The 14,168-nt window shown below is 64.3% G+C and carries 14 protein-coding genes; 1 reads left to right on the top strand and 13 read right to left on the bottom strand.

Annotated features, from left to right (window positions below; all coding sequences use genetic code 11):
* Positions 1–95: 95 nt before the first annotated feature.
* Genes FHR22_RS22225 through ubiG form a run of 3 tightly spaced genes read right to left on the bottom strand, consistent with a single transcriptional unit; the run spans position 96 to position 1,410 of the window.
* Positions 96–275 carry a YdeI/OmpD-associated family protein gene (locus FHR22_RS22225; RefSeq protein ID WP_243853417.1) on the bottom strand — a complete coding sequence of 60 codons (180 nt, stop codon included), beginning with the start codon at positions 273–275 and terminating at the stop codon, positions 96–98.
* The gene (locus FHR22_RS22220) at positions 272–697 is read right to left on the bottom strand and encodes a DUF1801 domain-containing protein (RefSeq protein WP_341786532.1); all 426 of its coding nucleotides are present in this window, start codon (positions 695–697) and stop codon (positions 272–274) included. Before FHR22_RS22220 ends, FHR22_RS22225 begins: the two co-directional genes overlap by 4 nt.
* On the bottom strand, positions 685–1,410 hold the full coding sequence (gene ubiG / locus FHR22_RS01870; protein ID WP_208417445.1) for a bifunctional 2-polyprenyl-6-hydroxyphenol methylase/3-demethylubiquinol 3-O-methyltransferase UbiG: 726 nt from the start codon (positions 1,408–1,410) through the stop codon (positions 685–687). The genes FHR22_RS22220 and ubiG overlap by 13 nt, the downstream gene beginning before the upstream one ends.
* A gap of 221 nt (positions 1,411–1,631) precedes the next feature.
* On the opposite strand from ubiG, the gene FHR22_RS01865 reads away from it, so the two are divergent.
* The gene (locus tag FHR22_RS01865; RefSeq protein ID WP_166938326.1) at positions 1,632–2,879 is read left to right on the top strand and encodes an aspartate kinase; all 1,248 of its coding nucleotides are present in this window, start codon (positions 1,632–1,634) and stop codon (positions 2,877–2,879) included.
* A gap of 6 nt (positions 2,880–2,885) precedes the next feature.
* On the opposite strand, the gene FHR22_RS01860 is transcribed toward FHR22_RS01865, so the two are convergent.
* The 10 genes from FHR22_RS01860 to FHR22_RS01815 form a co-directional block, all read right to left on the bottom strand.
* Entirely contained in the window at positions 2,886–3,485 is a 600-nt protein-coding gene (locus FHR22_RS01860; protein WP_166938324.1) for a septation protein IspZ, read from the bottom strand.
* A gap of 138 nt (positions 3,486–3,623) precedes the next feature.
* Complete coding sequence (locus FHR22_RS01855) at positions 3,624–4,034, bottom strand: winged helix DNA-binding protein (protein ID WP_166938322.1); 411 nt, start codon at positions 4,032–4,034, stop codon at positions 3,624–3,626.
* 106 nt (positions 4,035–4,140) lie between these two features.
* Positions 4,141–4,593, bottom strand: a complete 453-nt coding sequence (locus tag FHR22_RS01850) for a hypothetical protein (RefSeq protein ID WP_166938320.1) — start codon at positions 4,591–4,593, stop codon at positions 4,141–4,143.
* Positions 4,594–4,635: 42 nt separating this feature from the next.
* The gene (locus FHR22_RS01845; RefSeq protein WP_166938318.1) at positions 4,636–5,007 is read right to left on the bottom strand and encodes a hypothetical protein; all 372 of its coding nucleotides are present in this window, start codon (positions 5,005–5,007) and stop codon (positions 4,636–4,638) included.
* Positions 5,008–5,042: 35 nt separating this feature from the next.
* Complete coding sequence (locus FHR22_RS01840) at positions 5,043–5,627, bottom strand: helix-turn-helix domain-containing protein (protein WP_166938316.1); 585 nt, start codon at positions 5,625–5,627, stop codon at positions 5,043–5,045.
* Between the two features lie 233 nt (positions 5,628–5,860).
* Positions 5,861–6,355: a MarR family transcriptional regulator gene (locus FHR22_RS01835; protein ID WP_166938313.1), complete on the bottom strand. Its 495-nt coding sequence runs from the start codon at positions 6,353–6,355 to the stop codon at positions 5,861–5,863.
* A gap of 69 nt (positions 6,356–6,424) precedes the next feature.
* Positions 6,425–9,535, bottom strand: a complete 3,111-nt coding sequence (locus tag FHR22_RS01830) for a UDP-N-acetylmuramoyl-tripeptide--D-alanyl-D-alanine ligase (RefSeq protein WP_208417444.1) — start codon at positions 9,533–9,535, stop codon at positions 6,425–6,427.
* Positions 9,532–10,719 carry an HlyD family type I secretion periplasmic adaptor subunit gene (locus FHR22_RS01825; protein WP_166938311.1) on the bottom strand — a complete coding sequence of 396 codons (1,188 nt, stop codon included), beginning with the start codon at positions 10,717–10,719 and terminating at the stop codon, positions 9,532–9,534. Before FHR22_RS01825 ends, FHR22_RS01830 begins: the two co-directional genes overlap by 4 nt.
* Positions 10,716–12,860, bottom strand: a complete 2,145-nt coding sequence (locus FHR22_RS01820; protein WP_341786531.1) for a type I secretion system permease/ATPase — start codon at positions 12,858–12,860, stop codon at positions 10,716–10,718. The genes FHR22_RS01825 and FHR22_RS01820 overlap by 4 nt, the downstream gene beginning before the upstream one ends.
* Positions 12,857–14,065: a TolC family protein gene (locus FHR22_RS01815; RefSeq protein WP_243853415.1), complete on the bottom strand. Its 1,209-nt coding sequence runs from the start codon at positions 14,063–14,065 to the stop codon at positions 12,857–12,859. Before FHR22_RS01815 ends, FHR22_RS01820 begins: the two co-directional genes overlap by 4 nt.
* Positions 14,066–14,168 lie beyond the last annotated feature (103 nt).

Here is a 14,168-nt window from a genome sequence, read left to right as displayed (position 1 = left end):
TCATGGGCGTCGCCACGGCCTTGATCCTCGCATTTTCCGGGCTGTTCTCGGCATCCACTGACGAGCCCGACGTCTAAGCGACGGCAGCGGCTGGCCTAACAGCCCTTATATTTCCAATTGCGATCCTTACCCTCGGCGACTTGCGCGACGATCGTCGCGATCCGCTTGACGCGCGTTTCCTCGCGCTTCGCCTCCAGCACCCATTCGATATAGTCGCGCCGCTTGCCGGGCGAGAAAGCATCCCAATGGTCCTGCGCCGCAGCGTTTGCTTTCAACGCGATGCCCAAATCGGCGGGCAGGTCGGGCGCCGCCTTGGGCGTCGGCGCCGGGCGCTTGGGCTTGCCCTCGCCGCAAAGCCCGCTGCCTTGGCGATCCAGGCGGCCATCTGCTCGTCGCCGGGCAGGTCGGCCAGCGTCGCAAGCCGCCCCATGCTCCCCATCGCACCGGTGTCGCGCGGCGAGCCCGTGACCTCTTCATCGCGCCAGAAGCCGAAGGTCGCATGCTCCTTGAACGCCGCCATGCCCGCGAGATTCTGGCCATTCAGCCCGAAATGCGGCACGCCCCATTTCAGCGTTTCTTCCGCTCCCGGTGCATGCCGGTGCACCAGTTCGCGCAGATGGTTCAGGATCGGCCGGGCAAAGGCCTGCCGCGCCGCAATATAGGCGTCGACGCGCGGATCGCGGCTTACGCCGGCCACCGCGCCGCGACCAGATAGTTCAGCACCTCGCTGCCGCCGAGCTTGAACCCCTTGGCGGGCGACGGCGACAGGCCGGTGCGGTCGGTGACCTCCAGCCCCGCATCTGCGAGCAATTTCGTGAGTTCCTCGGGCCGCAGGAACTGATCCCAGTCGTGCGTCCCGCGCGGCACCGCGCCGATCCGCTCGGCCGCTTCGACGAGAAGCAGCTTCGACAGCATCGTGCGATTGGGAGTCGACAAGATCATCAGCCCGCCCGGCGCCAGCCGCGCCGCAAGCTCGCCGATGAACGCGGCCGGGTCGGTGACATGCTCGACCACCTCCATCGAGGTGACGAGATCGAAGGTCGCCGCCGGCAGCGCGGCAAGCTCGCCGGCATGATAGGCAATCGCCAGCCCCTGCCCCGCCGCATGGTCGCGGGCGGCAGCGATATTTTCGGGCGCCGCGTCGACACCGGTCACCTGGGCTCCCAGACGCGCCAGCGGTTCGGCGAGCAGCCCGGCCCCGCACCCGACGTCGAGCGCGGTGCGGCCCGCGAGCGGATGACGCGCACGCGTATCGCCATGCCAATGCGCGTCGATCCGCGCGCGGATGTAAGAGAGGCGTACCGGGTTCAGCTTGTGAAGCATCGCCGACGACCCGTGCGGATCCCACCAGTCGGCGGCCAGCGCACCGAAATGGGCGGCTTCGTGCGGGTTGATCGTCGCGGCGTTCATCCCCGCGATTTGGCACTGCGGCCAGTCCAGCGCAAGAAAATTACCCTCGCCTGCCCGATCATCGACAGAAAACCGTGTTTCGGTTTCCCTCCGGCAAGAAAATATATCGCCGCGCGATGATCGCCGCCTTGCCATCGCCCTCCCCCTTGCCTAACAGCGCGAGCGCCGCAGAAATGCTTGAAAAAGGCGCGGCAGAAACCAGGACGGGAAAGCGGGGCGACATGGCGCGGATCGTGATGAAATTCGGGGGCACGTCGATGGCGGGTACCGAGCGGATTCGCACCGTGGCGAAACTCGTCACGCGCGAAGTCGCCAATGGCAATGAGGTTGCGGTCGTCGTCTCGGCGATGGCGGGCGAAACCGACCGGCTGGTCAATTTCTGCCGCGAGGCGAACCCGCGCTACGACCCCGCCGAATATGACGTCGTCGTCGCCGCGGGCGAACAGGTCACCTCGGGGCTGCTGGCACTGACGTTGCAGGCGATGGGCACCCCGGCGCGAAGCTGGCTCGGCTGGCAGCTGCCGATCCGCACCGAAGAAGCGCATGCGCGGGCGCGCATAGCCGATATCGACACCGGCGCGCTCGGCGCGGCGATGGCCAAGGGCGAAGTCGCGGTGATCCCAGGCTTTCAGGGCATGATGGACGATGGCCGCATCTCGACACTGGGCCGCGGCGGATCGGATACCAGCGCGGTCGCGGTCGCGGCGGCGGTGAAGGCTGACCGCTGCGACATCTACACCGATGTTGACGGCGTTTACACCACCGACCCGCGCATCGTCGCCCGCGCGCGCAAGCTCGATTTTGTCACTTATGAAGAAATGCTCGAACTCGCGAGCGTCGGGGCCAAGGTGCTGCAGACCCGGTCGGTCGGGCTCGCGATGAAGGAGGGCGTGCGCGTGCAGGTCCTCTCCAGCTTCGTCGAAGGCGACGAGGCCCCCAAGCAAGGCACGATGATCGTCAGCGACGAGGAAATAGAGGAACATCAGATGGAACGGCAGCTGATCACCGGGATCGCCCATGACAAGAATGAGGCGAAGATCATCGTCACGCGCGTGCCCGACAAGCCCGGCGCGGTCGCCAACATCTTCGGCCCGCTCGCCGCGGCCGGGATCAACGTCGACATGATCATCCAGAATGTCGGCCGCGAAAAGGGCGAGACCGACGTCACCTTCACCGTCCCGGCCGTCGACCTGCTCCGTTCGATCGACCTGCTCGAAGCTGCAAAGGACAAGATCGGTTTCAACCGCATCATCAGCGACGACAAGATCGCGAAGATCAGCGTCGTCGGTGTCGGTATGAAGAGCCACGCCGGGGTCGCCAGCACGATGTTCCGCGCGCTGGCCGACCGCGGCATCAACATCCAGGCGATTTCGACCAGCGAGATCAAGGTCAGCGTGCTGATCGACGAGGATGAGACCGAACTCGGCGTGCGCGTCCTCCACACCGCTTATGGCCTCGACGCCGAGTAGGATTTCCTACTCAGCGGCGAGGATCGGTGCCAAAGGGCGCTCGGTCGTTCCTTCCCCTTGTTTCCGCGCGCGTTTGTTGCCGACCAGCTGCACGGCCGCGAAGTGAATGGCGAAAAGGCCAAGCTTCGACGCCAGCGGAAACACCCCTGCGAACAGCGGCCACCACGCGGTGAAAGCGACGGCGATGACAAGGTTCGCGATCGCGGTCGCGAACATCATGCCCGCCCAAATATATCCGAACCGGTCCATTACATCGCCGACCAGCGCTAGTTGCTCGGGCGGGATATAACGGTTCAGCCAGCCGCGGCGCAGCATCGCCGCGCCGACGATCAGGTAAACGACGCTCGGCTTGACCATGACGAAGCGCGGATCGCCCGTCAGCATCGTCGCGGCGGCGGAAAAGAGCACCATCGCGAGGCTGATCCATTGCAGCGCCGCCACGCGTTTCCCACGCGCCATTTCCGTGCCGACCACGGCGACCGCCGCAGCGGTACCCGCGATCGTCGCAACGACGAGGTCGGTCCCCAAGCCGAGCAATATGGCAAAGACGATCACGCCCAGCGAGTCGAACAGCAGCGGCCCGACGGCGTATAACAGCGACCTCATATCCGCATCCTTTCCTGTGTTGCCCGCGGTTTGGGGAGCCGTAGCGAGCGAGGAACGATCCAATGTTGTCGATGTAAACATCATCTGCGGCAGCCGTCAAGTAAAATTTACAGTGTTAACATCTGCCGCTGCGGGACGCTAGTTCAACGACGTATCGAAATAGGTATCGAGCTGCGAAACGGCGTGTTCGCTCAGGTGAATGAACGATCTCCTGCCATCGTCACGATCGGTCGTCCGTACGAACCAGCCCTGTTCGATCATCAGTTTGATCCAGCGCAGAGCCGTCGTCGCCGGCACCGATCCGGCAATGCAGAGGCTGGAGATCGTAACAGCCTGCCCCTCATAATGGGCGGCATAGAGATCGAGCAGCATGTCCCACGCCGGATCGGCAAACAGGTCCGCGGGGAAGAAATGTTCGCGATGACGCCGCTTCCAAATCCAGTCGCGCACAAGCCGTGCGCGCTCCTGGGGATCGAGCCGCCTTCCCGCGGACACCGAGGTCCGCTTGCGATTTGATGGCTGTTCGGCAAAGCCAATCCAGTCGGTCATAAAATTCCGTTTCACAATTGAGCGGAGGTTCCCGGGAGGAACAGTCTGCCTTGACCATGAAGCCCAAAGAAGACGCCGCTTGTCGGTTCCAGGGCGTGACGCCGATCTAGGGCTCGGGTCTATCCGCCGACTTATCCGCTTCGCGCTGAGCCTTGGCGGCCGCCCTGACCCACATCGTGGCCAGCAATATGACCAGAATCTGCGGATAAGCCCAAAAGCCCTGCCCCGCCGAATAGAGGCGCGGCCACAAGTCCGGCAGAACATATTTCATGACATGCGTCATGCAGGTCAGAAGCTGGAAGGCGGGCAAACAAAGCGTCCAATAGCGCCGGCTGACAAGCGCATGGCCCAAAAAGACGACCAGCATCCCGAAATCGAGCACGGTAACCAGCAGGCTGAAGATATCGAAGCGCGAGTCGGAGATGATCAGGCCGACCAATGTCAGCAGCGAAGCGGTTACCACCGTCAATATGGCAAAACTCGTTTCCCGCTCCCCGGTGCGCAGTACATAGGCGAGCACAGCGAGGAGCGAGAAGAGGTAGACGAGTCCCCAGATCACAGGTGTCGGCCGCTCACGCGTTCACGCCGTCCCACAAAGCCATCAGGCTGCCCGGGCTTGGTCGATCAGCGGCGCCGCATCCGCTTCTGCGACCTGTCCTCTGTTCGGCAGCAATTTGCCAAGATCGCCATTGCCGACGACGACATTGCGAAGCCCCATCTTGTCCTTGACGCTCGAAAGTTCGTTGTGGAGCGCGACCATATTGGTCCGGCCATCGAACAGGCCGGCAATCGCCAGATGAAGATATCCGAACGATGCATCGCTCGCGACCGGCGACAGTTTCGCCGCCGCCTGCGCTTCCGGAAGCAGGGTCACAAGTTCCCCGAGTTTTGCGATCGCTGCGTCGATCGCGGCTTCCGTTGCATGCACTTGGGTCGCAACCTTTTTGGCAATTACGAGACGTTCCTTGGGCATATTCCACTCCCCGGCCCCCTTTGACGGCAGGCCCCTCATGGGGACGATAAAAGCTTCGATACGCCGGCGAACCCGTTCAGAAGGACGCCGAAGGTAAGTCCGGCAGCCAGAGCGATCATCACGATGACGATGATACGCTGCCAGATCGAAAGCCTGTTTTCGCCCCCAAAGAAGTTGGCGATCGGACGCGAAGGCTCGAGCCAAGACTTCCCTGTCCCGGAATCACGTGTCGATTCCGGTTGTCGCAGGCCCTTGCGTTCGAGATCGTCGAGGCCGTCGCCTTCCCTCGCCGATGGCCCCTTGTCGCCATCGTCGGCCCCGCTTGGAAGGTCCAAGATTTCATATACCAAATTGGTATCACCCGCCGCCGCCGCGATGAACGGCGACGGCTCGCGCGCTTCCTCGAGGATTTTCGCGGCTACAAAGCGGGATTTCGTGCCAAGTTTTCGGCAAGCGGTCTTCAACCGCGCATCCACGGTGTGCGGCGATATATCGAGTTTGCGCGCGATTTCCTTCGAACCCAGACCCGATGACACCCCTTTCAGACAGGCAATCTCGCCCGCATTCAATCCTGCAGGCGTGGCTGTGTCGGGATCTTGTGGTGAATTATTCTGGCTCATCCGTCTTCGATTGTTCGCACCCGAAAGATCGGCCGTTATCACCGCATCCCGCCATGACAACGAACCATAAGTTTCCCCTACGAAACCCCCCTTACACCGGATATGATCCAGCATCCCACTTTTCTCTAACGTAAATTTGCTTATGCCCCGCGGTCGTCTGCGCGCGACCGGCGCGAAATCGCCACGCGCAGAGCGCGCCCCGCCAGCGGGCAGCGAGAGGCGAAGCGCCGCGCTCACCCCCTGTCCCCGGCCCTTTCTTCGTGATGCGCCACCGGCGCGTCGGGTTCGAACACATGTTCCAGCATCGCCAGCATCGCCGAGCGTCCGCGCTCCTTTAATCGCACGATGACGCGCCGGCGATCGAGCGGGTCGGGAAATCTTTCGAGGAACCCTGCCTCTTCGAGCCGATCGATACGGCGCATCGCGGCGGTCGAGGATTCGCCCGATGCAAGCATCAATTGCTTCACATAAAGGATTCCGCCCTCCTCCCCGCTGATGAACAATTCCAGCATCATGTCCCATGCCGAATCGCGCAACAGGCCCGGCGGTGCGATCCGCGCCATTTTCAGCCGCGCCCGCAACAACTGCCGGGCGCCCTCGACAAGCAGTTTTTCCGCAACACTGCTGTTGCGCGCGGCGGCGCGCGACAGCGCCTCGACCGCACGCAGGACGCCGGGATTGGGAGTTATGCCAACCACCTTCCGGGCATCGTCCGGTCTATCCCGCATCTGTCGCTCCTTCCCTCGCTCAGCCAATTTCGATCACCTCGTTCGGCCCGGTAAAAAAGCTCCCCACAGCTAAAGGGCATCCTCTGCTTGCCGATGTCCGACCAACGGGTTGGACCTGGATTTCAGCCAGTCGACGAATTCATGCATCAGCGTGCTGTGCGATCCCTTGAGCAGGAGCACATCGCCGTCGTGCAATTCGGAGAGCAGGCCGGCCTGCAACTCCTCGACCGAGTTTGCGAGGCATCCGCGGCGGTCCTCGGATATCGCCCGCCAGAAGCCTTCATAAAGCGCCCCGACGGCGTGGACGCGGTCGATGCCATGCGCCGCGATCAGCGGCGCCAGCGCAGCGTGATAGGCCGCGGCGTCGGGACCCAACTCGCGCATCTCGCCAAGCACCGCAATTTTCCGCCGGGCACCGCCGGTGCTCCCCAGCAGGGAAAGCGCCGCGGCCATCGAACCCGGGTTGGCGTTATAGGCGTCGTCGATGAGCGTTATGCGCCGCGCGCCGAAACACAATTCGCGTTGCTCGCCGCGCCCCGCAACAGGAGAGAAGCTGGCGAAAGTGGCGATCGCAGGCTCGATATCGTCGCCGGTCGCCGCCACGGCGGCGAGGACCGCGAGGCTGTTGAGCGCCATATGCTCGCCCGCGGCGGCGAGGAAATAGCACACCTTCCTGCCATGGATCAGCGCCGAAACCTGATGGCCGTCCGGATCATATTCGAGGAGCCGGAGGTCACAACCGTCGGACGCGCCATAATGGACGATGGTCAGCCCGCGAAGCCTGGCCGCCATATGCACGCGCTCCCATTCAGCCATGTCGCGATTGAGCACCGCCACGCTGCCCCGCTCCATCCCCTCGAATATCGCGCTCTTGCGCGTCGCGACGGTCGCGAGGTCATGATGATGTTCGAGGTGCGCGGGCAGGATATTGGTGAAGATTGCGACGTCGGGACGCGCCAGCCGAGCGTTGCGCGCCATCCGCCCGATTGCGAGTTCGAGCACGACGTGTGGTGTATCCCACGGAATAGATGCCAGATTCCACGCGATACCGTGTGGCAGATTGGCATTGTGACGCGTCTGGCCGACCGCTCCATAAGCCTCCAGTGCGTGCGCCAGCATCGCCACTGCAGTCGTCTTGCCGGCACTGCCCGTCACCGCCAGAACCTTGCCGGTCATGCGTTCGCGCGCATAGGCGCCGAGCGCAAGGATCGCCGCGCTGACGTTACCGACCTTCACCCTGTCGCCGCTCAGCGCCGCGCTTTGCTCGCTGTCATTGGCGATCACCGCGGCGGGCGGATGCGGCAGGCGCGCAAGCCACGGCTGACCGACGCCCACTTCGCCCTCGGCAAGGCGGACCGCGACCATGTCGCCAGGCCGCATCGTCATCGGCGCGATGCAAAGACCGCTCGCCGACCAGGCGGATCCGGGAGGTGCCGACCAGCGCCCGCCGGTCGCACGCTCGACATCGGACGCCGTCCAGTGCCGCAACGCGGTATCCGGAGTCCTCTCCTCGGGCTCCGTGCAACCGCGCGCTTCGCTGGCGAGCAGGTAATTGCGGTAGGCAATAAGGCCGGAGAGATAATGTTCGACATCGTCGATCCGGATCCGGAACGCATGATGGCGGATGAAGAAGCTGCCCGCGATCTTCTGCGGATCGGCGAAGAACATTGCCAGCTCGGGCCAGAAATGACCGTTGAGCAGATAATGGGCGCGATGATGCAGCGCCTTGTAGAAGCGCGGGATATCGATACCGCCGAGCAGATGGGCGAGCGCTGGATCGGCACGCAACCGGACGACCATCTTCTCCGCCGCCATCATCAGTTCGAGCAGGGTCGGGAAGGTGGTGATCCGTTCGAGGACGAAACCCAGATAGTCTTTGAAATTGTCGAGACCGAAACGGAAATAGGCTTCGTGGGGGGAATGGAGCGTCAGCTCGTTGACGCAATAGCTCAGCCAATGATCATGCGCCTGCCAATGCTGCTGGCGAATGAAATGGCCGAATGCCTTTTCGACGGCGGCCAGCCAGCGCGGATCGCCGGTGAGCCCGAACAGGCGCATCAATCCGAAGGCCGCCTCGCCCTCATAATAGATGATACGGAAATCCTGTTTCACCTTCAGCGAAGGATAGTGCAGGACGTGACGGAAACTGCCCGTCGCCGGGTCCTGCATGTGGAGGATTCCGGCGGCGAGTCCGTCGAGCAGCGTTGCGTGGCGATCGTCGCCCGTCAACTCGCGATGCTTGACCAGCGCAAGAATCGAAACGGCGTTGCCGCCAAGCTTGATCTCCGACCCCGTATCGACAAGAAACGCCGCCGGTTCGCCGCCCGGCAACATCGCCGTCCGGATCAACCCGGTGACAAGATGATCGAGGGCGCGATCGATCGCCGCCTTCAGCCCGGCATCGCGGGTAACCTCCCAGGCTTCGAGCATCGCATAGAGCGTGCTCGCATGGCGAAGGCTGTTGTACGACTGGATCGGCCGGTCGAAGCAGGGGTGCCAGCCATAGTGGAATCGCCCGTCGGCGCCGACTTGCGACGCCAGATAGCCGCTGCCGTTCCGGATCAGTTCCGTCAGCTTTTCCGCGTCAAGCGCCGGCATCATACGCCGCCCGGCGTCGAGCCCATCGCCTCTCAGCGCATGGACGACGCCATCCTCGCCGACGAACGCCGCTTTCGTCGTGAACAGCCAGATCGCGGTCTCATCCGCGAAATGCAGCCCACGCAGGCCGTGACGCTGCGCGGCATAGATACAGAAATTGCCCTCGTTCAGAACCGCCGACGCCTGCTTAGGGCCTCCATAGAGCATCGCATTGGCGTTGAGCTCGGTTTCCAGAAAGGCGTGGTCGAAATCGGCGTCGAGCGAAATGCCAAGGCGGAAATAGTTGCGCTTGATGTCCCTCAGCCTGACCCGCAGCGCCCCCCATGAACTTTGCTCGACGGCGTCGATCCAGTCGACGCGCAGCCAGCATGCGTCGGGGGCGCGGCGCGCCAGTTCGGCGCCGGCCCGCTCCCACGCATCGGCCGCCGTCGCTCCCACAGCGGTAAACACCTCTGCCCGCCGCGTCGCATCGGTGTAGGAGACGAAAAGTACGAACCGCTTGGCGCCCTTGGTGACGATCGCGCCGACGTCCGGCATCGCCGCGCGCAATGAAGCGAAATGGAGGACGAGCGGCACGGTCATCGCTCGCGCAGCGCCTCGCGGGCGCGGTTCAGCGGCTTGAGCAGATATTCGAGCACCGTCTTGTGCCCGGTATGGACATCGACGGTCGCGACCATGCCCGGCACGATGGGAAAACGCTTGCCCGCCTTGTTCACCAGCGCATCGGATTTGGTGCGGACGAAGACGCGGTAATAGAATATCTCGGGCTTCACCTCGTCGCGGATCGTGTCGGGCGAGATGGTGGTGACCGTGCCGTCGAGGGCGCCGTAGATGGAATAGTCGTAGGCTGTGACTTTCACCGTCGCACGCTGGCCCGGGTGGATGAAGGCGATGTCGCGCGGGGCCATGCGCGCTTCGATCATCAGCCGGTCGTCCAAGGGGATGATTTCCATGAGTTTTCCGTTCGGCGAGACGACGCCGCCGACGGTCGATACCTCGATGCTCTTGACGATGCCGCGGACGGGCGAGCGGAGGGTGAGGCGCGCAAGTGTGTCCGATCTGCCGCGTACAACGGGCGCCAATGCCTCGACTTCCTCGTCCGCCTTGGCGAGTTCCTGCCGCGCCTCGACGATATATTGCGAGCGCAGATCGGCCTTTCTGAGCTCGAGGTCGGCGCGCTGCCGCTTCAGGCGCAGCACCTCCGCCTGGCTGGCCGCGCCGACCTCGATCAGCGATTCGCCGATCCCGACTTCCTTGCGAATGAGCGCAAGCGATTCATCGATCAGCCCGAGCGAACTGGCGAGGCTGCTGCGGCGCGCCTGATAGAGGCGCTGCTGTTCGGCCTTGAGATCGGGAAATTGGTCGAGTTCGGCGGCAAAGACGATCGGCGTCTCGTTTACCTCGGCACGCAGCCGCGCCGACGCCGCCAGCGCCGCGCGATATTTCGCAGCGCTTTCCTCGACCGTCGATCCGGCGAGGGTCGGATCGAGCTGCGCCAGTATCTGGCCGGGTTTGACGATCGAATCCTGCCGGACGAACAGCTTCGTCAATATCCCGCCCTCGAGCGACTGGATCACCTGTTCGCGCGACGTCGGCACGACCCGCCCGCTGCCGGTCGCGACCTCGTCGAGTTCGGCGAACCACGCCCAGGCGAGCGCCACCGCAAAAAAGGCCGCGAGCAGCCAGACCAGACGGCCCGCAGGCGCGAGCCGGCCGTCCTGATCGTCGTCGAAGAGCCAGCTATCGGGGGCTTCGCGCGCCGTCATACCGCCTTCCCCCCGGCCTGCATCGTGCGCAGCGCCGCCGCCTTCGGTTCGTCGAGCGCGACCGCGCCGTTGTGGATGATGATGATCCGGTCGACGAGATCGAGCACCCGCATGCGATGCGTCGCGATCACCACCGTCCGGTCGCGGCTCCAATGCTTGAACCGTTCGAGAAACAGCCGCTCGGTCGCCTCGTCCATCGCGGCGGTGGGCTCGTCGAGCAGGACAACCTGCGGTTCGCGGATCAGCAGCCGCGCAAGAAGCAGCGCCTGGACCTGGCCGCCCGACAGCCCGATGCCGCCCTCGAGGATCACCTGTTCGAGCCCGCTGCGCGAGCGCTGGATGAAGTCGTCGGCGCCGACCATGGAGATCGCCTGCAAAATTTCCTGAAGCGAGGCCTGCGGACGGCCGAGAGTCAGATTCTCCCGGATCGTGCCGTAGAAGAGCCGGCTTCCCTGGCTGAGCAGGCCGACGTCGCGCCGGACGTCGGCGGGATCGATCTGATGAAGCGCCAGGCCGTCGAGCAACACCTCTCCCGACACCGGATGGAGCAATCCCGAGCATCCCTGCAGCAGCGTCGACTTGCCCGCCCCGTTGCGCCCGAGGACGGCGACCTTTTCCCCCGGTTCGATGTGGAGGTCGCTCACCGACAAGGCGGGCGGCGAATTGGGATCGGCGTAGCGGAACACCGCCGACCGGAGCGTGAGGCCGCCCGCGATGGCCGGCACCTGAATCCGGTGCTCGTCATCGGGATTGTCGACCGGCAGCGCCATGATCTGGTCGAGGCTCTTGATCCCGACCCGCGCCTGCTGAAGCCGGTTCAATATCTGGCTGAGCTGCGCGATCGGGGCGATCATGCGCGAGCCCAGGATCGATGACGCGACAAGAACGCCGGTGGTGATGTCGCCGGCCATCACGAGCGGCGCGCCGACAAAGATGGTCGCGGCATAGACGCCGTTCTGAACATTGTGGGTCCAGACCGTCAGGCTGTTCGTCAGCCCGCGCAATTTGAGCTGAGCCTCCGCCGCCGCCGCATTATAGTGATTCCATTGCTGCTGGAACCGGTGTTCGGCCTGCAGCACCTTGATATCTTCGAGACCCTGCACCGCCTCTACCAACATCGCGTTGCGCAGCGAGGATTCGCGCATCGATTCATTGGCATAGGCACGCAAACGGCGCTGGGCGAGCAGACCCGGGACCAGCAGCAGGACCAGCGCCGAAAGCGGAACGAGGGCGAGCGGGCCGGCGATGAACCAGAGCAGCGTGAGGAACAGCAGGAAGAAGGGAATGTCGGCCATCGCCGCGACGGTCGTCGAGGTGAGCAATTCGCGGACCTGTTCAAGGTCGCGCAGTTGCGCGATGAAAGCGCCCGTCGATGTCGGGCGATCGCGATTGCGGACCCGCAGCGCATGGCCGAAAACCTGATCCGACATACGCATGTCGGCGCGTTTGCCGAGAATGTCGATGATCCGCATCCGGAGGCGGCGGAACAGAAAGTCGAAGCCGATGGCGAGCAGGACGCCGGCGAACAGGATGTAGAGCGTCGGAAAGGATTCGGCCGGGATGACCCGGTCATAAACCTGCATCGAAAACAGCACCCCCGCCAGCGCGAGGGTGTTGGCTGCGAGCGAGGCGATGAGAATATGCGAATAGGATCGCGCGTCCCTGAAGACGATGCGGCGCAGCCAATGGTCTTCGAACGGGCGGATATAGGCATCGACGCGCGCGTCCTTCGCCGACCGCGCCGGCCGCGCGACGATGCAGCGCACCGCCGATGCAAGGAGGCGGTCGGCGGCGATGCTGTTTTCCAGCCCGGCCTCGCCCATGATCGCAACGCTCGCTTCGCCCGCCGCATCGATCGCGGTGACGACCGCCAGCCCGCCATCGGCGAGTTCGACGATCATCGGCAGCCGCTCGGCACTGAATTTCGTGTCCTGAGGCGTCAGGAAGCGAACGCGCAGCCCGGCGCCGCGCGCGACGGTGCGGATCCGTTCGGCATCGTCGTCGCCCATGCGCCACAGGCTGGCGAGCTTGCTGTCTTCCGCCCGGCCGGGCAGGCGATAGTGGCTGGCGACGATGCCAAAGGCCTCGACCCACAGCTCGGCGCCGAAAACGGGGGTCGGCAAGGCCATCGCGTCGGTCACAGCGCCACCCCCCTGACGGTCGAGCCGCTCAACCCGAAAACTTCGCGCTGGACGCCCGAATAGAAAAGGCAATCGGCCTGCAGGCGGCGCGTGTCATATTGCGTGTTGACGAGGTCGAAGCGCACCTGATGCAATTCCTGTTCGGCATTGAGGAGATCGACGAGGGTCCGCGTTCCCATGTCGAGATATTGGAGGCGGTAGAGACGCCCGGTCTCGTCCATGCTCGACCGCCGCGCCGTCAGCGTGTCGACGACTTCGGCCAGGCTGGTCACCTGCCGTTCGGCTTCGGCGAGCAGGCGGCTGACCTCGTTGCGGACCCGCGCCTCGGCGGCGTCGGCCGCACCGAGGGTGTAGGCGGCGCCGCGGCTGCGGGCGCGCCGCGCGCCGCCGCTGTACAGCGCGCTGGAAACATTGATGCCGAAATTATATTCGGCGCGGCGCGAAAAGGGATCGTGGATATCCGCGCCGCCGCCGGCGCCGAAGGAAATCGTCGGCATGCCGTCGGCCTTGCTGCGTTTATATTCGGCCATGGCCGCGTCGCGCTGGGCCTCCGCCTGCATGGCGGCAGGCACCATCGTCCAGTCGGGCTCCCCCCGCTCGCAGGCGCCATACAACCCCTGCGGCGGATCGAGCGACAGTTCGGGCGCATTCGGGCGGCCGAGCAGATAGGCCAGATTGCTTTCCCAGCGGCGCCGTTCGGCTTCGATTTCCTGGAGCGTGACCTCGGCCGCCTGGACGCGCGCCTGCGCCTGCAGCGCGTCGGATTTGGTGCTGGCGCCAAGGCGATAGCGATGATGGACGAGTTCGTTGATGCTCTGGATGCTCGCGAGCTGGTCCAGCGCGACCTGCCGCAAGACCGTATCGCGCTGGATTTCGATCACGGCATAGCTGGTGTCGCGGATCAGGCTGTCCACCGCGATGAGCAATTCGGCGCGGCCGATCCGCGTTCCCGCCCTGGCGGCGTCGACCGCACTCGACACCTTGCCGAAATCGAACAGCATCTGCGACCCCGACAGGTTCGCCCGCGGCCGCCACCGGCTTTGCGTGATATTGTCGTAACTCGACCCGATCCCGGCGCTGATCTGCGGTTTATAGCCCGCTTTGGCAACATCGATTTCTTCGGCACGGGCCTGTAGCCGCCCGACCGATTCCGTAATCGAGGGATGCCATCCGACCGCTTCGCGCACCGCGGTTTCCCAAAGCATCGGCGATGCATCGGGTGCCGCAGCACCGGACAGGACTGGCGAAATGGCTATCGCCAGCAAGAGCCTGCCACCTGTTCGGGCGCGCCCCTTGCGCCCGTACCGC

The organism is Sphingopyxis panaciterrae (genome assembly GCF_011762125.1).
GTDB lineage: Bacteria > Pseudomonadota > Alphaproteobacteria > Sphingomonadales > Sphingomonadaceae > Sphingopyxis > Sphingopyxis panaciterrae.
Note: the sequence above shows the minus strand (reverse complement) of the source record. Positions and strands in the feature narration are given on the sequence as shown.